Source organism: Paraburkholderia oxyphila NBRC 105797, assembly GCF_000685075.1.
Lineage (GTDB): Bacteria > Pseudomonadota > Gammaproteobacteria > Burkholderiales > Burkholderiaceae > Paraburkholderia > Paraburkholderia oxyphila.
In genome coordinates, this window is record NZ_BAYD01000065.1 from 1 (window position 1) to 18641 (window position 18641).

Annotated in this window: 14 protein-coding genes and 1 pseudogene; 8 read left to right on the forward strand and 7 right to left on the reverse strand. The window is 60.9% G+C overall.

The window, feature by feature from the left end; translation table 11 throughout:
- Positions 1–440: pseudogene (locus tag BO1_RS60350) on the forward strand (SIR2 family protein); the annotation flags it as partial.
- An 847-nt stretch (positions 441–1287) separates the two neighbouring features.
- Here the strand turns inward: BO1_RS60350 and BO1_RS53625 are convergent.
- The gene (locus BO1_RS53625) at positions 1288–1743 is read right to left on the reverse strand and encodes a GNAT family N-acetyltransferase (RefSeq protein WP_052409679.1); all 456 of its coding nucleotides are present in this window, start codon (positions 1741–1743) and stop codon (positions 1288–1290) included.
- A 141-nt stretch (positions 1744–1884) separates the two neighbouring features.
- Entirely contained in the window at positions 1885–2805 is a 921-nt protein-coding gene (locus BO1_RS31710) for a hypothetical protein (RefSeq protein ID WP_156992504.1), read from the reverse strand.
- A gap of 540 nt (positions 2806–3345) precedes the next feature.
- On the opposite strand from BO1_RS31710, the gene BO1_RS31715 reads away from it, so the two are divergent.
- Genes BO1_RS31715 through BO1_RS31725 form a run of 3 tightly spaced genes read left to right on the forward strand, consistent with a single transcriptional unit; the run spans position 3346 to position 8514 of the window.
- On the forward strand, positions 3346–4215 hold the full coding sequence (locus tag BO1_RS31715) for a restriction endonuclease (RefSeq protein WP_084688321.1): 870 nt from the start codon (positions 3346–3348) through the stop codon (positions 4213–4215).
- Between the two features lie 17 nt (positions 4216–4232).
- Positions 4233–5003, forward strand: coding sequence for a Hachiman antiphage defense system protein HamA (locus BO1_RS31720; RefSeq protein ID WP_028220987.1), 771 nt, complete (start codon positions 4233–4235; stop codon positions 5001–5003).
- Positions 4993–8514, forward strand: coding sequence for a DEAD/DEAH box helicase (locus tag BO1_RS31725; RefSeq protein WP_028220988.1), 3522 nt, complete (start codon positions 4993–4995; stop codon positions 8512–8514). Before BO1_RS31720 ends, BO1_RS31725 begins: the two co-directional genes overlap by 11 nt.
- 151 nt (positions 8515–8665) lie before the next feature.
- Here the strand turns inward: BO1_RS31725 and BO1_RS61415 are convergent, their stop codons facing one another.
- Together BO1_RS61415 and BO1_RS53630 are read right to left on the reverse strand one after the other, a co-directional pair.
- A complete protein-coding gene (locus tag BO1_RS61415; RefSeq protein WP_245643958.1) occupies positions 8666–8872 on the reverse strand; it encodes a hypothetical protein in 207 nt (68 codons plus the stop codon).
- Between the two features lie 70 nt (positions 8873–8942).
- A complete protein-coding gene (locus BO1_RS53630) occupies positions 8943–9662 on the reverse strand; it encodes a hypothetical protein (protein WP_245643959.1) in 720 nt (239 codons plus the stop codon).
- A gap of 609 nt (positions 9663–10271) precedes the next feature.
- Between BO1_RS53630 and BO1_RS31735 the strand changes: the two genes are divergently transcribed.
- The 3 genes from BO1_RS31735 to BO1_RS31745 all read left to right on the forward strand — a co-directional run bounded on the left by BO1_RS31735 (position 10272) and on the right by BO1_RS31745 (position 13852).
- Positions 10272–11105, forward strand: coding sequence for a DUF932 domain-containing protein (locus tag BO1_RS31735; RefSeq protein ID WP_028220989.1), 834 nt, complete (start codon positions 10272–10274; stop codon positions 11103–11105).
- A gap of 130 nt (positions 11106–11235) precedes the next feature.
- Positions 11236–13524, forward strand: coding sequence for a ParB/RepB/Spo0J family partition protein (locus tag BO1_RS31740; RefSeq protein ID WP_084688323.1), 2289 nt, complete (start codon positions 11236–11238; stop codon positions 13522–13524).
- A gap of 82 nt (positions 13525–13606) precedes the next feature.
- A complete protein-coding gene (locus BO1_RS31745) occupies positions 13607–13852 on the forward strand; it encodes a hypothetical protein (protein ID WP_028220991.1) in 246 nt (81 codons plus the stop codon).
- Here the strand turns inward: BO1_RS31745 and BO1_RS31750 are convergent.
- Genes BO1_RS31750 through BO1_RS31760 form a run of 3 tightly spaced genes read right to left on the reverse strand, consistent with a single transcriptional unit; the run spans position 13753 to position 15682 of the window.
- On the reverse strand, positions 13753–14526 hold the full coding sequence (locus BO1_RS31750) for a hypothetical protein (protein ID WP_028220992.1): 774 nt from the start codon (positions 14524–14526) through the stop codon (positions 13753–13755). The genes BO1_RS31745 and BO1_RS31750 overlap by 100 nt on opposite strands.
- Complete coding sequence (locus tag BO1_RS31755) at positions 14519–15211, reverse strand: nucleotide-binding protein (protein ID WP_028220993.1); 693 nt, start codon at positions 15209–15211, stop codon at positions 14519–14521. Before BO1_RS31755 ends, BO1_RS31750 begins: the two co-directional genes overlap by 8 nt.
- A gap of 9 nt (positions 15212–15220) precedes the next feature.
- Positions 15221–15682, reverse strand: a complete 462-nt coding sequence (locus BO1_RS31760) for a hypothetical protein (RefSeq protein ID WP_028220994.1) — start codon at positions 15680–15682, stop codon at positions 15221–15223.
- Between the two features lie 832 nt (positions 15683–16514).
- Between BO1_RS31760 and qatA the strand changes: the two genes are divergently transcribed.
- Positions 16515–18473 carry a Qat anti-phage system ATPase QatA gene (qatA, locus tag BO1_RS31765; protein ID WP_028220995.1) on the forward strand — a complete coding sequence of 653 codons (1959 nt, stop codon included), beginning with the start codon at positions 16515–16517 and terminating at the stop codon, positions 18471–18473.
- Positions 18474–18641: the final 168 nt, after the last annotated feature.

Sequence of the window (18641 nt, forward strand, 5' to 3'; positions counted from 1 at the left end):
GACTTGAGGGGGTTGCGTGCGTAGAGCTATTGCAGATCTTCGTTGACGACACGCTACGGTATGTGGCGTCTCATCCGACCTCCGACGGAAAGTTCGAGATCGACAACTATCCCATACGGCGGGGAACGACAGTGGTCATCGACGATCTCACGGCTCTATTGTGGGTCCACGGCGCATCTACTGCTCTAAATCCCAGAAGACACTATTTCCAGGGCAAGCGGCGAATCCCAGCCCCCTTGGTAATTCGCCGTCATGCGGGCACGACCGATTTGATGACCATTGCCGACGAAGTTCTCGGCTTGTCGAAAATGAATTTCAACAGTTTCGACCTTTACGGGCAACTTCCGGCAACAATCGAGACGTCTCGGCGCGTCGCGAAGATCGGCGCACTTCTCGATCGCTTCTCAGACCACTCGTACGATTACCGCCTGTTTATGTAGGGGAACTGCTTCCTTCAAGTCTCCGAGTGCTGATGTTCAGGCTGGGATGACCTACCTGAGCCAGCAGTATTGGCTCGGGTAGGTCCGTTCTGCGTGGACACCAAAATACAGCCTTCGGGTGAGGCGGCGAGGTTAGTTCCACGGCATCCCGGGCCGCCACTGGCTACAATCGCGGCCGATCGGGTGATTTTCGGCACCAAAGTTCAGCCGCCCACCCTATGAAGTCCGCCTTCGAAAAGCTTTGCCAGTGCCTTTGTGAATGTTTGGCCAGAAACCCCAGATTGCCCCTCCAGACGCTTTGTTTGAAGTAGACCTGCCACCCACCGGGATCGACTGCTTCCCGCGCAACGAGATAAAGCACTGCACTGCATCACCTGAAAGAGCGGCCAGATCCCGATTCGTCGTTCCCCTTGCAAGATAACGAAGCGTTCGCACCCGTTTCAATTCGCTCTGGCCGCGCCGGTCATACCGGGAAGCTCAGCCCCTCGCTGCCAACTCAAGGGCAGCGAGCGGTATGTCCGAGTAGTCGTGGCCGATGGCCCAGAAGAAGCGAGGCGACTTTACTGGAACTCCAGATCGCGAAGCAAGCTGGCTGACTCTGCCTGGATCCTGAATACCGCCGTCACGCCATCGACTTGAATTCAGACAGCGATCGTGAAGGCAATCCGGGAACGTCCGCGCATATCCGCGCCGCGGCGCCAAAAGGTACTCGCCGTGCGATGCCCGAAAGTGATGCCGGGACAGCGCAACTCCGTGGAAAACGGTAGCTGTTTATGCCGGCTTCATGGCATGGCATTGCCTCCCCGCGACGCCAACTTCACCGTCGATCTCCTTCATGCATAAGCCGTCAGCTTGGAAAAGCCAACTCCATTCGGACGAATCTCTCTTCTCCGATATCGGCTCGCGAACAGATCTCACCGATCATAGAGAAGCCAAGATTCTGATAGAAAGTCAACGCGCTAATCCGGGCTGTGCACCATACACGTTCGGCGCCGGAGCGTTTGGCATATGCGATGCAGTATCTGGCGAGCGTCGTGCCAACTCCGCAGTTCCGACATTCGGGCTTGACGGCCATGCCGCCAAGGCGCCATACGTGAGTGTTGCGCTCGCCGCTAACGTCACGGCAGATCGAACTCACCGCCACGAGGTGCCCATGACTGAACGCCCCAACGTGAAGAGTGTCGGCACTCTGATCACCCGCGTACATACTGTCGCCGGGCGGCAGGCCGGCGCGGAGGATCTCATCGCGAAGTGCCCACACGTCGGCGAGCGCAACCACATCAAGCTGGAATTCGTCGTGCATGCTCCATCCGTGACAAGGGACGCTTATCCATTTTTCGACATAGTGCACTGGCCCTTCAGCCAACGGCGGTAACCATTGATCGCACACGATCAAACCGCCAGTCTACGGCGCTACCAGGTAACTCGGGCAGCTAAGCGCGCATTAGCCCGATTGATTTGTTTTTTGGGTATATTTATCGCCTCCCTGCGGATCCCGCCACCACGACTTCCCGGCGACTATGCCTCCGCCAGCAAAAGGCCATCGTGGATCTGGCGCGAGCTGAACAACCAGAGCGCCCCTTCGCCTGGCTCGGGACCTGCCCTGTACTGGCAACCCGGTGGTCGGCGCCGAAGCATCCGTTTCACCATCACAGCAATAGTCGTCGTAGTACGACATGACATGTTCAAGCAACGAGACAACCCTGCTCATCTGCTGAGGTTTGTCAGAAAAAACGAACGCCAGCAGGTAGAAGCAGCCCGCCAGCACGACCGGCATCCAAAGCCATGGATTGTCAGTGGTGGTGAGCTTCTGGGCACCAGCAGTGACAGCCAGCCATGCCGGAAACAGTCCGATCTTCTTAAGATCGCCGCTCGTCAGCGCGATTCGAGTCTCGAACGCGTCGCGATGAAACCGGTACTGCATCAATGCGTATTCAAGAAGCGATTTCGGATAGCTCGCCAGCAACGCGAGGAAGTGAGCGTATTCCCTCATGTCAGTATCTACGGCACGGAGCACCGCGCCAAACGGATCTCTCCTGATCGCTAGCAGCGAAGGTATCGTGCTGACTAAAAACAGGATCAAACCGGTAGTCGCTATGGCTGCCATGATCATCCCCGCGAGCCAGCGGGCACCGCCAGGCACAACCATCGCCGCCGCCACTTGCGAGCGGAGTAGAAAAGCCACGACCACAAGGCCCGCGAGTTCAGCGAACGCGGTCACTCCTATCACCCAGGCGCCGATGCGCTGGCTGGTGGTTGACTCAGTCCGCGAAACCAACCGTGTCATCTCGGCTATAACTGCGGCCAATTCGCTCAGCATTTCTGCCGAAGGTTCGCGATTCTTCGGTTCGCTCTCGTTGCTCATCGTTGCATGTCTTCCCTGGATCTACGTTGTTGTCGCAGGCCAGACATGTCGTCTGTTTAAATGCCCGCGAGGATAAAGCGGCAGGAGTGAGCCCATCCAGGCAGTCGTGACTGGATGGACGTGAAACCAGGCATCGAGTGTACGCCTGACTGATCCAGACGGCGTCACGATGAGCCCTTCGGTCCTTGCCTACCGGCCAAAGCATGCAAACTGCTGAGGGACATGAATGCTCGTCGGCTATGCCTGCACAACAGGGTTTCGCGATCCGCTACTGAAATGCTACGAGAAGTACAACGATCCCGGAGTGGCCTCGATGTCACAGCCTGGCAACGGAGATTGCCCGCGCTGGCCGGCCCGAAGACACCCCCGGTAGATTACTTGCCACGCTCAAAGAAGTAGATGTGTATTCCTCGCTCCCAGCGGGTAGCCCCCATGCATTGTCTATAATGGATACCCGTTTTGGCTGACGTCGGATGATGTTCCTTGGGGTTTAGGGTTTCCGACGGATCGAGGCAGTCAACCCACTGGGAAAGAAAAAGCATGACCAACATCCGCGCCATCGACATGATGTTGATCGATGACCTGTTCGACATGAGCGGTGGCTACGTTTTGAACTTTTCCGATCGCACCTTCGCTCAGTTCTTCGCGAGCGAGCTGGGTGTCAATATCGACGACCCACGCTACGCGCAGGGTGGCAATTCAAAGGCGAAGCGCCTTCGCTATTTCCTCCAGAATGTCGACAAACCGACCGTCGTCCGGACACTCAATGCTCTCTGGGAGTATCGCGAGGCTCTTCGCGCCCGCGCCAGCGAACCGGAAAGAATTGAGGACGCAGGCAAAAAGCTGCGCTCGCTTATCGGTCAGTTGGGTGGACGTCCGGACAACGCTTCTTCAGCACCGCCAGGCAGCCCCATCATCAACAAGTCAAGAATCGCCCAGATCAAGGGTGATCTGCTAGGCATGACAGCGCTTGACCCGCATACACGCGGTTATGCATTCGAGAAGTTCCTTCGCGATCTGTTTGACGTCTATGGATTGTGCCCCCAGGACCCGTTTCGCCTTCGGGGCGAACAGATCGATGGCAGCTTCCAGTTCGGCAATGAGACCTACCTGGTCGAAGCGAAGTGGCACGGAAAACCTTTAGGAGTTGCCGAGCTTCATGTTTTTCATGGAAAAATCGAGCAGAAGGCAGCGTGGACCCGAGGCCTCTTTGTGAGCAATAGCGGCTTCACCGAGGAAGGCCTCGCTGCCTTCGGCCGGGGCAAACGCGTCATTTGCATGGACGGCTACGACATCTATGAAATGCTCAACCGCGAAATCGCACTCGACGAGGTTCTCGCCCGCAAGGTTCGCGGTGCCGCCGAAACTGGCGCACCCTTCCTGCGCGTGCGCGACCTCTTTACAAACTGAGCCGGAAAGGGGGCAGCGTGGTTCAGTTTAACGATTGGTGCGATTCTGTCGACACGCCCTTGGGAAATCACCATGTCCGCGTGATCACCGGCAGGCCCGCAGGTATTCCCACCGGGATCCAGTTGACCGCAGCGGCCATCCCTGGTCATTACGCGGCGGAAGAGCGCGTGGCCCGCGCACTGGCACGCCTGGGGAAAGCCGGGGCTGCCGGAATGGTGACGGACCTGCTGCCCCAGGCGCCACAAATCAGATCGGGAGACCTCGGTGAGATCTATGCGACGGAATGGATCAACGCCCAGAGCGGCTATCGCGCTCCCATAAAGCGGCTTCGCTGGAAAGATCATCGTGACATGGCGATGCGCGGTGACGACGTCATCGGCATGATTCTGGATCCCGAGACCCAACGTCTTCGCTTCCTGAAAACAGAGGCCAAGAGCCGGATCGACTTGCGTGCGCAGACCCTGACAGAAGCGCGAGCCGGCCTCGACAAGGATGGCGGACTTCCATCCGCCCACGCGCTTTCCTTCATATCAGCGAGGCTACTCGAGCTCGGGGATCTCCCCCTGGCAGACGCGATCGACGACGCGCTGCTCCGACACGGGATCCCGGTCGAAAGCGTGCGCCACCTGTTATTCACCTTTTCGGGTAACGCACCACAAGCGCTACTGGAGCAGTCGCTTCAGGCGTATCCCGGTCCCATTACGCAATGGGGCATCGGCCTCCACGTCGCGGGGCACGCCGCTTTTGTCGGCGCCGTCTACGCACAAGTGATCGCCAATGCCAACTAACCCTGACGCAATCGGGCAAGCCATCACCGACGCCGCGGCCGCCGGGTTCCGCGGACGGTTGATCGCGCGTGGCCAGGCGCGTGCGATGATCTGGCGGGACGGCATCCTGCCAGCCGACGCGCCTGCCTTTTCGCCCCAGCTCAGCTTCGACCTTCACAGCTACGCCTACGCCCTCCTTAACCTCGGGCTGCGCCTCCTGGAAATGGACGGCGATCCGGGTCAGGCCCGTCTGGCATTTGAACAGGCGGCGACCGCCCTTGAAGCCGTCATGGCAAAAGGCAACCGCCTGGAAGTGGATCGGGACTTTCACTTCGTCATGGCGGCCGCCGGCTACCATCTTGCCCACCTGTCGGCCCGCTCCTATTCGCTGCTCGCCATAGTCGCCACCGACGAGAACTTCTCGCCGGTCGAACGAGCGCTCGCGCTCCTCATGCGGCGAGATATCACCACGCTCCGCACCCTGGTCTACACTTTTCGTCTTGACGGCCGAGGTTCCGATGCCCGGATAGTGGGCCTTTTTCGGGAACGCCTTGGACAGGAAAACCTAGCGCGCGATGCGCAACGCGATGGCCACGACTTTCTGTTCGAGGGCCTCGACCTTGCTCTGACGGACAGCTTTTTCGGCGCACTTGCCCAGTTCCTGCTCGCACTGGAGCGCGGTGAGCGGCAACTCGTCGACCATGCCATTGGCGTCCTCCGGGAAAGCCTGAGCATCTGTGCGGAGCTCAATCTTCTGCCGCAGTGGTGGTCGCATCGTGTCGCGATCCATCTTCTATCTGATCTCTGGTCGAACAGCTTCCATGAAAAGGTGCCACTTCAGCCTGCCGGCGGCGACGCCCCCGACTGGACGAGTCTCCGGGAACTGTTCATCGCATCGCTTGGATGCCGCCCGAAAGCCGAGGTGGACCTCTGGCCCTCCCAGATTGAGGCCGCCGCCCGCGCCGTGGACCAGACCGACGATCTCGTCGTGTCGCTCCCGACCAGTGCGGGAAAAACGCGCATCGCCGAACTCTGCATTCTTCGCTGCCTGGCCGCGAACCGCCGGGTCGTATTTATCACCCCACTACGCGCCCTGTCAGCGCAAACCGAGACCACCCTGCAGCGCACCTTTGGCCCGCTCGGAAAAACCATCTCGGCACTCTACGGCAGTATCGGAGTTTCCGGATTCGACGAAGACGCGATACGCGGAAGAAATATCGTGGTCGCGACGCCCGAAAAACTCGACTTCGCCCTACGGAACGACCCGTCCCTGCTCGACGACGTCGGCCTGCTTGTGTTTGATGAAGGACATATGATTGGCCCTGGCGAGCGCGAAGTTCGCTACGAGGTTCAGATCCAGCGCCTTCTTCGCCGGCCAGACGCCGGTCAACGCCGGATCGTATGCCTGTCGGCCATCCTGCCTGATGGCGACCAGTTGGAGGATTTCTCCGCATGGCTGCGCCGCGACCATCCTGGTGGCGCCATCAAGCACGACTGGCGCCCTACCCGCCTACGCTTTGGCGAAGTGATCTGGAACGCCCCCTCCGCGCGCTTGAACCTGCGTGTCGGCGAGGAGCGCCCCTTCGTTCCCCGCTTTCTGACCGGCACCGCGCCGCCGCTCTTTGTCAGGCCCAGGAGGATCCGCACGCGGCTGTTCCCGGACGATCAACGGGAGCTGAGCCTGGCCACCGCCTGGCGGCTTGTCGACGATGGGCAGACTGTCCTTATCTATTGCCCCGAACGGCGAAGCGTCGAACCGTTTGCCGGGGTGATCGTCGACCTGCATGAACGGGGCGCGCTACGGTCCCTGCTCAACGTCGACGCTGCTGTACTGCAAACGGCCATCGCGCTCGGCGAGGAATGGCTCGGCGTCGATAGCGATCTTCTAAAGTGCCTCCGGCTCGGCGTGGCACTCCACCACGGCGCTCTGCCCACGGCCTATCGCAAGGAAGTGGAGCGGCTTCTACGCGAAGGCGTCCTGAAGGTCACTGTCTCGTCGCCCACACTCGCCCAGGGGCTCAATCTCTCGGCAACCGTCATCATCATTCACTCGCTTTACAGGAGTGGCGAACGGATCAAGGTTTCGGAATTCAAGAACGTCATCGGTCGCGCCGGACGTGCCTACGTCGATGTCGAGGGCTTGATACTCTTTCCGATTTTCGAGGACGTGCGGAACAGGAAGCACGGCGAATGGGTAGAACTGATCGAAGACCTCGGCGCGCGCGAGATGGAAAGCGGTCTTATCCAGCTTATCGCCGCCCTGCTCGTGCGCATGCATGCACGCGTCGGGGGCGACCTCAATCACCTGATGGACTACGTCGTCAACAACGCGGATGCATGGACCTTTCCCGAGGTCGTGGGCGAAAGGATCGACAGGCGCGAACGCGCCTTGAAGGAATGGGAACGCAATCTCCCGACCCTCGACACCGCGATACTCGGCCTTATTGGCGACGTCGACGTCCCTGACAACGGCATCGAGGCGGCACTGGATGCCATCCTGCAGTCATCCCTATGGCAGAGGCGGCTGTTGCGCCTGAACGACGCTTCCCGGCAAGCCTATCGAGCTTCGCTCCTGACCCGCAGCCGGTACATCTGGGCGCATTCGACGCCAGTCGCCCGCCGAGGCTATTTCCTCGCCGGTCTTGGCCTTGAGGCAGGTCTCGCCCTCGATGCGGTCGCGCCCACCGTCAATCACCTGCTAGTCCAGGCCAATGCCTCACTGCTCGCGTCTGACGGTGAGGCGGCCATCCAGGCAATCACAGCGCTCGCCGAACACGTCTTCAATTTTTATCCTTTCACGCCCGACCCGTTTCCGGACAACTGGCGGGAGATTCTGCGCTCCTGGCTGTTGGGACAGCCGCTCGCCGGACTCGTCGCCGGGCAGGAAGGCGACACGCTCCAGTTTATCGAAGGCGGCCTCGTCTATCGCCTGCCGTGGGCCATGGAAGCGGTGCGGGTACGCGCAGTTGCGAACGGTGATGTAGTCGGTGACTTCGGGCTCACGCTGGAAGACCATGAACTCGGTCTGGCTGTACCAGCGGTGGAAACCGGCACAATGAATCGCTCTGCCTCCATCCTGATTCAGGCCGGCTTCAGCTCACGACTCGCCGCCATCAAGGCCGTCAATGACACAGCCGCGACATTCACCACTGGCGGGGAACTCCGTGCCTGGCTGCGATCGGCGGCCGTCACGGCCCTCTCCGCTCAACCCGGATGGCCAACCCCGGAAACCAGAACGCTGTGGCTCGACTTCACGCGTGATTTCGCCCCTCCCGATGGCCGGACATGGACCGAGCGCCGGTACCGGGCACAAGTCCAATGGCAAGGGGTGCCGCCGCCCCCCGGCGCGCCCATGACGCTCTATCATTCGGACGGGCGACCGGTCGTGCTCTCAGCCGAAGGCCTGTTGCGAGGTGTCCTGAACCATCCGCTCAATCCCAACCGCCGTGGGCTCGTTCGCGCCGCTGTGGCGCTGGAGCCCGGCCACCTCGACGTGAGCTATCTTGGCCCTGATGATCTATGGGCAGCTTGAACGCAACGGCATTTTTTCTTGCCATCGACTTAATGTGGGGGACCAGTAACAGCCTTGCGGAGGACCGCCGGTGATGGCCCGTCTGCCTCCGTTGAAGAGTCCAGGAACGCATGTTCCCGTCAATGCGGGCTGCTGGGCGAACGCGCATCTTCTAAGCGCGTGCGCAGATAAGCTGGTGCCGGAATTTCGGTTCAAGCATCAACTTGTGCGTCACATACGTGACGCTCCTCGAAGGATTGCGTGGGTCCTTTCCCTCTTTCTCTACCCGGTCCAGCACCCGCCAGATACCGAACATCACGATGTCGGCGTCGACTGGAAAGTCGGCGAGCCATTTCCCGTCTTCATGGGCAATGCTCACTTCGAACGTTTCCACCCGGTCGGGATTGTCGGTTTTGCGATACAGCGCGTGGCAATTCAGAAAGCTGTTTCTATACTTTCCGCCCGGTGCCGGAATGTGGTGTGTGCGTACAGTACCCGCCAGTGCAATTGGGGAAGGCATTGGACCCGCCCGCCCTCACAAGCTCCCAGGCGTCGTCATACCGTTCCCGTTCGAAGAAGAATTCCTTCCACGCAATACGCCGGGTACCAAAACGCAGGACCAGTTCCGATGCCAGGAACGCATCCGATTCACACAGCGCGCGCAAGGCCACGAGATCGGACGTCGTGCGCAGATAGCTGGAGAGCTTCTTCCCGGACTGGGTGACATCGATCGCAGTGTTGCCACCCGACGTTCCAGTGGCCGTACCAGTGCTCATCGGCGTCGCACCGGACAGCCCCTTTCCACGCAGACCGTTGTGCAGGACCAGCAGACGCAGTTCGCGTTTTCCGGTCTCGAGTGTCTTGATGAAATCCGGATCCGAGTCCGCGACAATGGCCGTCAACCTGCCCGGCGCGTCATACCGGCATCCGGCGATATGTTCGGAGTCGCTGGTGAGCCCAATATAGGCCGGTACGTCGATGGGCTCAATCCGGTTGGACCGGTTCTGCTGGTAGCGATGCACAAAGCGCACCGCGCATCCACACGGCAGGTGATCGCAAACAAGATCAGGAACCCCCCGTTGCTCGTCGTGAAGCGCCTGCAGCGCTTCGACTGACCAGACCTTGCCCTGGCGGTCCAGTGCGGACCGCATCCTGATTCCCTTGCCCACTTGTTCTAACCGATTTGCCGTCCGGCGGTAGCAGGAATGTTAGCGCATTCCGATCTTATCCTGTCCCCAGATTGGTCAGTCGCCTCGGGCGCCGGGATAACGCTGGGATGAGTGACCGACTCGCCGGCTTACCCACTGCAGCAATTGCACCCGTCACGTAAGTTCCTGCTAGCCGGGCGTCTCCCTCCGCTCACGCTGCAGGCCGGGTTTTCGCGCTTCGCGTCGAGCCGCGCATCGCGTCTCGACCCTGACGGGCTTCAACCCCTGACGCAACACCTGAACCCTGTAAAGCCCGGTCAGACCCGCAGCCTGGCATCTGCCAGCCTCCAGCGTTCCCGCCCGACACCCGCGACCGTAGCCGATAGCGGGCAGACGTCAAGGGGCGAGGGACCGTGTTGCCCGCACCCCTCCCTCGCCTTCTTTCCTTGACCTCTGCCCGCTACCGGCTCCTTCAGTCGCACGGGCGCGAACTCAGGAGACTGGCGGCAACAACGCCAACCCCGGGTTCCACCGGGACGAGCCTGCCCCCTGCAGCAGGGCGGAATCCTGGAGCCCGGTCAGCGCAACACCGTTCAACCCTTTTGACCGTTTCTCTTTCTGGAGACTGCCATGCAACTCGCTTCTTCCTTCCGTTACGGCTCCCCGATGCTCCGCTCCGACTCGCCGCTGTCGGACGACCAGATCCGCCGTGTTGCCCCTTCGATCTTCGCGGACGGCAAGCACGAAAGCCGCTCCGAGCGCTATACCTACATTCCGACCATCGACGTGCTGCGTGGCCTGCGCAACGAAGGCTTCCAGCCGTTCATGGTCTGCCAGACCCGCGTGCGCGATCAGGACAGGCGCGAGTTCACCAGGCATCTGATCCGCATGCGCCCCGCAAGCGAGATTACCGGCGAGGACGTCAACGAAATCATCCTCCTCAACTCGCACGACGGAAGCAGCGGATTCCAGCTACTCGGTGGCGTCTATCGCTTCGTCTGCCAGAACGGCATGGTTGCAGGCGAAACCATCGGCGAGGTTCGCGTCCCGCACAGGGGCAACATCGTGCAGAACGTCATCAATGGCGCGTTCGACGTGCTCGACGGCTTTGACCTGATCCGGGAACAGAAGGACGGCATGCGCGCCGTGACACTCAACCGTGACGAACAGCACGCATTCGCCCGCTCGGCCCTCGCCCTGCGCTACGACCCGACCGATGCGGAAGCGCCCGCCCCGATCACGGAAAGTCAGCTTCTGAACGTGCGCCGCTTCGAGGACCGCCGTGATGACCTCTGGACGGTTTTTAACCGCATTCAGGAGTCTTTAACAAAAGGCGGACTGCAGGGGCGCTCGCGCAGCGGACGCGCCATGTCCACCCGCCCCGTCACCGGCATCGACCAGAACGTGAAACTGAACCGCGCGCTATGGATGCTCGCGGACGCGATGCGCCAGATGAAGGCGTAAGCACGGCACGGACGGCAGCCTATTGCCGCCCAACTCCGGTTCATACCATCAGGACTCCTGTCCGGGTCAGCCCTGATGGCAAGCCGCAGCACCGTGACCCGGAACCTTACTTTTCCATCTGGAGCGAATCATGCAAGCCGAAGTCAACACGCAAATGAACGACACCGCAAACGCCGCCAAAGCCGACACCGCCACCGCCACCGACGCGACGGCCAATGCTGCGCCGCTGCTCGAAACCAGTTTCGGCAACGAGCAGCCGGTCGTGACCATACCGTATTCCGCCCTGCGGCGCTCGCCGCTCAATGCCCGTACGAAACCGCTGTCGGGCATTGACTCGCTCGCCACGAACATCAGGGCAAAAGGCCTGTTGCAGAATTTGATTGTTCACGAACTAAAGGGCTCGCGCAGCAAACATCGCAAGCTTGGCGTCTGTGCCGGTCAACGCCGACAGGCCGCGCTCGATCTGCTGTTCGAGCAGGGCCACATTACCGCCGAATATCCGGTACCGGTGCGCATCGTCAGCGAGGGCGAAGCCCTTGCCATTTCGCTGATCGAGAACTGCGAACGCGAAGGACTCGACCCGTTCGACGTGCTGCGCGCCTACCGGATGCTGGCCGAGGAAGGTCGCAGCGTCGATTACGTGGCCGCGCTTTTCTCCGCCGCGCCAATCACGATCAAACGGCGCATGAAGCTCGCCAGCGCCTCCCCAAAGCTGCTTGCCCTGCTGCGCGAGGACGCCATCACGCTCGACCAGCTTTCGGCGCTCGCGCTCACCGATGATCACGAGACGCAAGAGGGTATCTGGTTCGAAGCAAACGAGTGGCAACGTCAGCCCAACTATCTGCGGCAGGCGATCACACGCACCGAGATCGACGCGAGCCGCAGCCGTCTGGTGCGCTTCGTGGGGCTGGACGCCTACGAAGCAGCGGGCGGCTACGTGAGACGTGATCTCTTCAGTGACGACGAAAACGCGGGTTACATTGCCGACCCCGAACTGTTGCAACGCCTCGCCGCCGCGAAGCTCGACGACGCCGCCGAAGAAGTCCGCATCGAAGGGTGGGGCTGGACCGAACAGCGTATCGAGCGCGACGTGTTCGAACTGAACCGCTACGGCAGATTGCAACCTGTGCAGCGCCCCTTCACCGACGACGAACGGCGAGACATGGACACGCTCACCGCGCAGCAGGATGAACTGGCCGAAAAGTTCGAAGCATTGTCTGAGGATGATGAAAACGCGTACGAGGAAGCCGAACGGCTCGAAACCGGAATCGACAGGGTCAACGCGGCCATTTTCGCACTCGAAAGCCGAGCGGAAACATGGGACGTGCAGCAGATGGCCGAAGCGGGCGCATTCGTGATGGTCGGCCCGCAGGGCGAACTGATCATCGCGCGGGGTCTGGTGCGACGTGAGAACAGCGCGGCGCTGGAGGCGGTGGGCGCGACCGTGACCGGCACGCCGGAAACTGAACGCGCATCCGGCGAGAAAGAGAAACCCGAAGTGGCGGAGAAGCCCGTTCACAGCGCGAAGCTCTGCCAGCGCCTCACCGCGCACCGCGCCGCCGCTGCTCACGCGGAACTGATCGCGCAGCCAACCATCGCCCTCGCCGCCATCCTGCAACGCCTGATTCCGGAAGTCTTTCCGGAACGGTACGGGGTCTCGTTCGCACCGCACGCCCTGAAACTGTCCTGCACGAGCAACCGCGACGGTCTGCTCAGCGCGGCGGACGATCTGCCCACGAGCACTGCGTGGAGTCTCATTGAGACACAGCGCGAGCGGTGGGGACGCGAACTCCCTGCGCGGCGCGCGGACCTGCTGCCGTGGCTGATTGAACAGGATCCCGGCACGACCCTGCTCGACCTGCTCGCCTTCTGCACCGGCGCGCTGCTTGATGGTATCGCGGGTGACGAGAAGCCTCATGCCATCAATGCGCTCGCGAGCGCCCTGAACCTCGACATGACGCGGTACTGGACGCCCACGCGCACCTCGTATTTTGATCACGTCAGCAAGGCGCGCATCGCTGAGGTCGTCGCCAGCGCCGTGTCCCCGAAGGTGGCCGCCGACCTCGGCAAGATGAAGAAGACCGACGCGGCAGCCGCCGCTGAACTGCGGCTCATGAAAGCCGCATGGGTCCCGGAAATCCTCACCGATCGCGAAGTCCCGGCCACGCCTTCGTGGGAAAGCCACGACGACGACGATGAGGACGACAGCGACGATGCCAATACCGGGGACGGAGGGAACGACACGCCGGAGGGTGAGGACGGCCACACGGAACCGGATGCCGGGACCGGCACGGAACACATCAACAACACACCTGCCGACACAGAACCCGCTCCCGGCGCCAGCAGTCCGCTGACGCCGTGGCCCTTCCCCACTGCGGATGGCATGAACGGCACGCAATCTGGCCCGCGCGTGGCCTGACCCTACCGCTCGCCCCGGCAACGGGGCGAGACGGGCGACAGGTCCGTACCTGCTGTCTGCTTGTCTAACGGAGAAAACCATCATGACCACCCACATCCGCTTGACCGTGCTCGCCACCAATGCCGAAGGCTCGCCCGACCTCTATCTGACGTTCGTCGAGGCGACCGACGTGCAATACAACGAAGGGCAGCACTACGAGATGGCGCTCGCCCGCGCCGAAGGTGAAGGCTACCGGGCACCGATGATTGCCTTCGACCAGAACGACGCAGCAGCAGGCATGCTCCGCCCTGCCGCCGCGTTCATGGAAGGCGAGACCGATGAGGTGTAGGGTGTGCGGGCGGACGGCGAACCGTCTGCCCGCACAGAATGGCTGCTCGCCCACCAACCTGCCAGCCCTCCAAAGCCCCCGGCCAGCATCATCACAACCAGACCGCCGATTGCCAGCCCGTAACACACCCTCGCGAACCGCCGTGCGGCAACCCGTTCATACGACGCCACTGCTGCATCGAGCCGTTGCCGCTGATCGCGTGCCGCGACAGCCATCGCACCCACGAGCCGGTTGCCTGCTGCATGGGCAATCCGGTTCGCGGCCCGTTCCGACAGCAACGTCAACGCCGCGCGGTTCAGTTCCGCGAGCGCGGCCCGATAGCGCGTTTCGTGCTCGCTGATCATCTGCTCCGCCAGTTCAATCGTCGCCTTGCAGCGCGCGAGCGCGTCGCGATGCTGCGCCATCAGCGCATCCACCGCCGTGCCCGTCTCGGCCCGTACCGCATCGAGACTGCCCGCGCCCGCCTGCCGGATGCGCTCCGGCATCACCTCATAGAGCCGTCCGTAGTATTCGAGCATGACCAGCACAGACCACAGCGCATCGTTGTCGCGCAGGTTCAGCGCCCCCGACACCCGCCGCATCCGCAAGATACTGGCGTCGTCGGGCAATTCGCCCGTGACGTCGAGAAACAGGCGGGCAAGTTCATCCGGCGGCCTGCCCCGCCTGTTACCCATCGACTGTCACCCTGTCAAACATCGTTCCGCACAGCGCGCGCCATCGCAGCAGCTCCGCCCGTTCGCCGATATGCATCGTCTCGACAGCCTTGCGTATCGACAGACGCTGACCACGCAGTTCGTCGGCAACCCGATCCGCGAGTTCGGGAAAATCAAGCGACTTGCCCTTCTTCTCGATGGTTTTGCGAAGCTCCGAGCTCTGATACAGCGTGAACTTGTCCGGCGTGCCGAAGTACCCGTTGCGCACAACGTGTGATAGCGCATCGGGGAAGGTCCGGCTGAAACCATGCAGCAGTTCCAGACTGTCGCGCTGCCGGTTAATCACCCACAGGACGACGAGTCGGCGCTGAAGCTCACCCAACGTACCGGCCAGCATCGCACCAAATCGCGCAACACCTGCCTGATTACGCGCCGCCGTATTGACGATTACTGCCGCGTCCCGATGTCCGTCGCAGAAATTGACGAGGCCAATCCAGCCGTCTGCATCATCCAGACTATAGGCAACGCAATGCATCTCGTCCTGAACCGCCTTCATGACGTCCGGATTCGAGGTGTCGGTTTCAACCAGCGCGGCATGGATATCCTGACACTGGAGATAATCGGCCAGCGCAAGCGATACAAAGCTCTTGCCCACACCGCCCTTGCTGCCGCCAACCAGATAAATCGGGGGAATCGTCGTGTCCATTTGAGCCCTCTACAAGTTTTCAACATCGGGCGTGATCTCGAACGAGAACGCATCCCGAATCACCATTGACCCCTGCTGACCGACCGCTCTTCCCCCATCCTGCGTTTTCCCGGCAGGCTTGTTGCCGGTATGTGATGACCGTTCCTGACTACCTTTCTTCGCGCGTGTTGCTGTTGTCGCCCTCTGCACAGCGGTCGCTTCTATCTGCGCAGGTCGATTCTCTTTCGCCGCGTGCTGCATCGCGTATCTCAGCGTGCTTGCGCTGATCTCGACGCCATCCTGGGCAAGCTGCTGCACGATTTCCTCCAGCGTGTACCCCTTTTTCTGGGCGCTCCTGATCTGGGCCTGCATTGATCTGATTGCATCCCGGACATTGACGCGATGCTCATGCGCGGGCTTCACCGGCAGCGTATCGAGACGGCGCGAGGCGGCGTCCCATTGCGCCTGGGTAAAGCTCTTCACCATCGGCATGACTCGCTCCGGTGTACGGGCTGAGTGCCATCTTGCAAACAATTCCCGGCGATCGTCAATACCCCGAATCATGCGTGAAGCAAGGCACGGGAACAGGGCGGAATACAGAGGAACTGACCGGAACAAGAAATTTTTTGCGTCGTGGTGCATGGGCAACGCGCAGGGATTCGCGCGAGAAGGCACGACTGTCCGGGCTAACCGGTGGTAGCAATCAATGGTTGCGCGCCGATACAGGTTCGACCGGTCGCAACATTGCTCACCGTAGGAGACTACGGTTGCGCAGGTTGCGCCGGGCAATCGCAAGATTCAATTTAACCCGCGTCGTTACGCGGGCTTTTCCTGCGCAGCTCGCCAACACCTTGCATCTTCAAGTTGCGGAAGAGGCTGCCTTCTCGCTTAGAAAACCAACAGGTCATTTGAATTTTTCTGCGCGAAGCATGGAACCCTGCGTTCTTCATATTGCGCTAGCACCTACGGGTTTCGTTCTCCAGACTGGTCGGTCAATTTGCGCGGGCAAGGAAGTCTAACCGTAGGATGTCAACCACCTTCCCCCGCGAGCGGTTCGATGTTTTGCGTGCCGCAGATGGTTTTTCTGTGCCGATGGATCGTCTTTCTTGCGCGGGGCAGTCGTTCTTCTCGTGCAGCATCGGCTACCCCACTCACGGGATCTGCGGACGGCAAACTGAACAACGAAAAAACGAGGGATGGCAGGATTGGCGAGGGCCGGTTTCGGGCGCCGGTTGGCGATGGGAGACCACCAACTCGGACAGAGATCAGCCCGCTATACTGTTGTCATTGCAAGACTCGGCGATGAGACGAATAGGGGGAGCGCATGTTTTTGAACGACCAGGAGACAGCTACTGATCTGCTGTACTACGACGCAATCGCGAAGACGATCGTCAAACTGATCGGGAAAACGCCCGACGTGCCAGTCACGATCGGTGTGCATGGCGACTGGGGGGCAGGGAAATCGAGCGTCCTCAAGATGCTGGAGGCATCGTTTGCCGGCGACGACCGGGTCGTCTGCCTGTGGTTTAACGGCTGGACATTCGAAGGCTTCGAGGACGCCAAGACGGTTGTCCTTGAAACCATTGTCGACGAACTTCGTCGTGCGCGACCATTGTCCACCAAGGTGGCCGAGGCGGCGAAGAAGGTTCTCAAGCGAATCGACTGGTTAAAGCTCGCGCGAAAGGCTGGTGGGTTTGCCTTGACGGCGGCCACCGGCATACCGACCTTCGACCAAGTCACCGGGCTTTACCAGTTGGCAAAGAGCTTTATCGCAAAGCCTCAGGAGCATATCACCGCGGAAGACCTGAAATCCGCCGCCGAGAAAGCCAGCGACTTCATCAAGGACGCGCCGGAGGAAAGCGATTACCTCCCGGAGCATATTCACGCCTTTCGCGAAGAGTTCAAGGAACTGCTCGATGCCGCCGAAGTCGAGCGGCTCGTGGTTATCGTGGACGACCTAGACCGGTGTCTGCCGAAGACGGCAATCGCCACTCTGGAAGCCATCCGTCTATTTCTCTTTGTCGAGCGGAGTGCATTTGTTATCGGTGCCGACGAACTGATGATCGAATACGCGGTCCGCGAGCACTTTCCCGACCTGCCTCCGAGCGCTGGGCCGGTAAGCTATGCGCGCAACTACCTTGAAAAGCTGATCCAGGTGCCTTTCCGGATTCCCGCACTCGGAGCTGCCGAGACACGGGTATACATAACACTACTGCTCACCGAGAACGCGCTCGGCGCTGGCGATTTGCGGTTCGCTGCCCTGCTCTCGACGGCGCGCGAAGACATGAAGCGACCTTGGAAAAGTCAAGGCCTTGACCGGCGGACCGTTGAGGCGGCAATGAACAACTCGATGCCCCCGGAAGTGGATCAGGCCCTCATCATCAGCACACAGGTCACCCAGATCCTGAGCGAGGGCACGCGCGGCAATCCTCGCCAGATCAAACGCTTCTTGAATTCGCTTATGCTGCGGCAGGCCATCGCCGTTGAGCGTGGCTTCGGTGCCGACATCCTACGCCCGGTGCTCGCGAAGATCATGCTCGCGGAGCGTTTCTATCCCGACTTCTACGAGCAAATTGCCCGACTTGCCGCCAGTCACCCCGACGGCAAGCCAGAAGCCGTGCGCCAGTTCGAGGAACACGTGCGTAATCCCGCCGAGCAGGTCGACGAAGAAGGTGAACAGTCCGATGCGAAAAAACGCAAGTCCTCCGGTTTTGCCCCTCCGCAACCCGCTGCCGAGGTAGCAGAGTGGGACAAGAACCAGTGGGCACGCGGGTGGGCTGTAATCGAACCGTCCCTCTCCGGCGTTGATCTGCGCCCCTACGTTTTCGTCACGCGCGACAAGCGCAGTTCGCTGGGTGGTCTGGTCGCGGCCAGCCACCTTGAGGCACTCGTCGAAAAGCTCATGGGACCAACCCTGATGGTACGCGCTGCTCAAGACGAGATTGCGAAGCTCACTGCTCCCGAATCCGAAGAGGTGTTCGACGCGATCCGTGCTCGAATCATGCAGGAGGATAAGTTCTCCAGCAAACCAAAGGGAATCGACGGACTCGTGCAGCTCGTCAAGGTCCATCAAGGGCTGCAGCGCAAGGTGCTGGAATTCATGCGCGAGCTGCCTGTTGGGAAGCTTGGAACCTGGGCGCCTGCACGCTGGGGGGAGTGTCTGACCGATACTGCAGTTGTTAACGAGTTCCAGACGATGCTAAGGACATGGTCCGAACAGACAGAGAACAAACCTCTGCAGAAAGCAGCAGAAGGAATAACCAAAATGACGAAACGGAGCTGAAGCGATGGGCACATCCAAAGCCTATGGTGGCCCCGCAAGCGGTCTTGTTCCCTCGTTCGTCGATGACCCAACGCCGCCAGCCATGCCTGCACCTGAGGTCAATCCGCCAACCGCACCCCAGCCAACCACACAGCCCACCGACCCGACGACTACGGCCGCGCCTGTTGT

Excerpts from the sequence above, each read along its gene's own strand:
- BO1_RS53625 (WP_052409679.1), bottom strand. The coding sequence starts at position 1,743 with ATGCACGACGAATTCCAGCTTGATGTGGTTGCGCTCGCCGACGTGTGG.
- BO1_RS31710 (WP_156992504.1), bottom strand. The coding sequence starts at position 2,805 with ATGAGCAACGAGAGCGAACCGAAGAATCGCGAACCTTCGGCAGAAATG.
- BO1_RS31715 (WP_084688321.1), top strand. The coding sequence starts at position 3,346 with ATGACCAACATCCGCGCCATCGACATGATGTTGATCGATGACCTGTTC.
- BO1_RS31725 (WP_028220988.1), top strand. The coding sequence starts at position 4,993 with ATGCCAACTAACCCTGACGCAATCGGGCAAGCCATCACCGACGCCGCG.
- BO1_RS31735 (WP_028220989.1), top strand. The coding sequence starts at position 10,272 with ATGCAACTCGCTTCTTCCTTCCGTTACGGCTCCCCGATGCTCCGCTCC.
- BO1_RS31740 (WP_084688323.1), top strand. The coding sequence starts at position 11,236 with ATGCAAGCCGAAGTCAACACGCAAATGAACGACACCGCAAACGCCGCC.
- BO1_RS31745 (WP_028220991.1), top strand. The coding sequence starts at position 13,607 with ATGACCACCCACATCCGCTTGACCGTGCTCGCCACCAATGCCGAAGGC.
- BO1_RS31750 (WP_028220992.1), bottom strand. The coding sequence starts at position 14,526 with ATGGGTAACAGGCGGGGCAGGCCGCCGGATGAACTTGCCCGCCTGTTT.
- BO1_RS31755 (WP_028220993.1), bottom strand. The coding sequence starts at position 15,211 with ATGGACACGACGATTCCCCCGATTTATCTGGTTGGCGGCAGCAAGGGC.
- BO1_RS31760 (WP_028220994.1), bottom strand. The coding sequence starts at position 15,682 with ATGCCGATGGTGAAGAGCTTTACCCAGGCGCAATGGGACGCCGCCTCG.
- qatA (WP_028220995.1), top strand. The coding sequence starts at position 16,515 with ATGTTTTTGAACGACCAGGAGACAGCTACTGATCTGCTGTACTACGAC.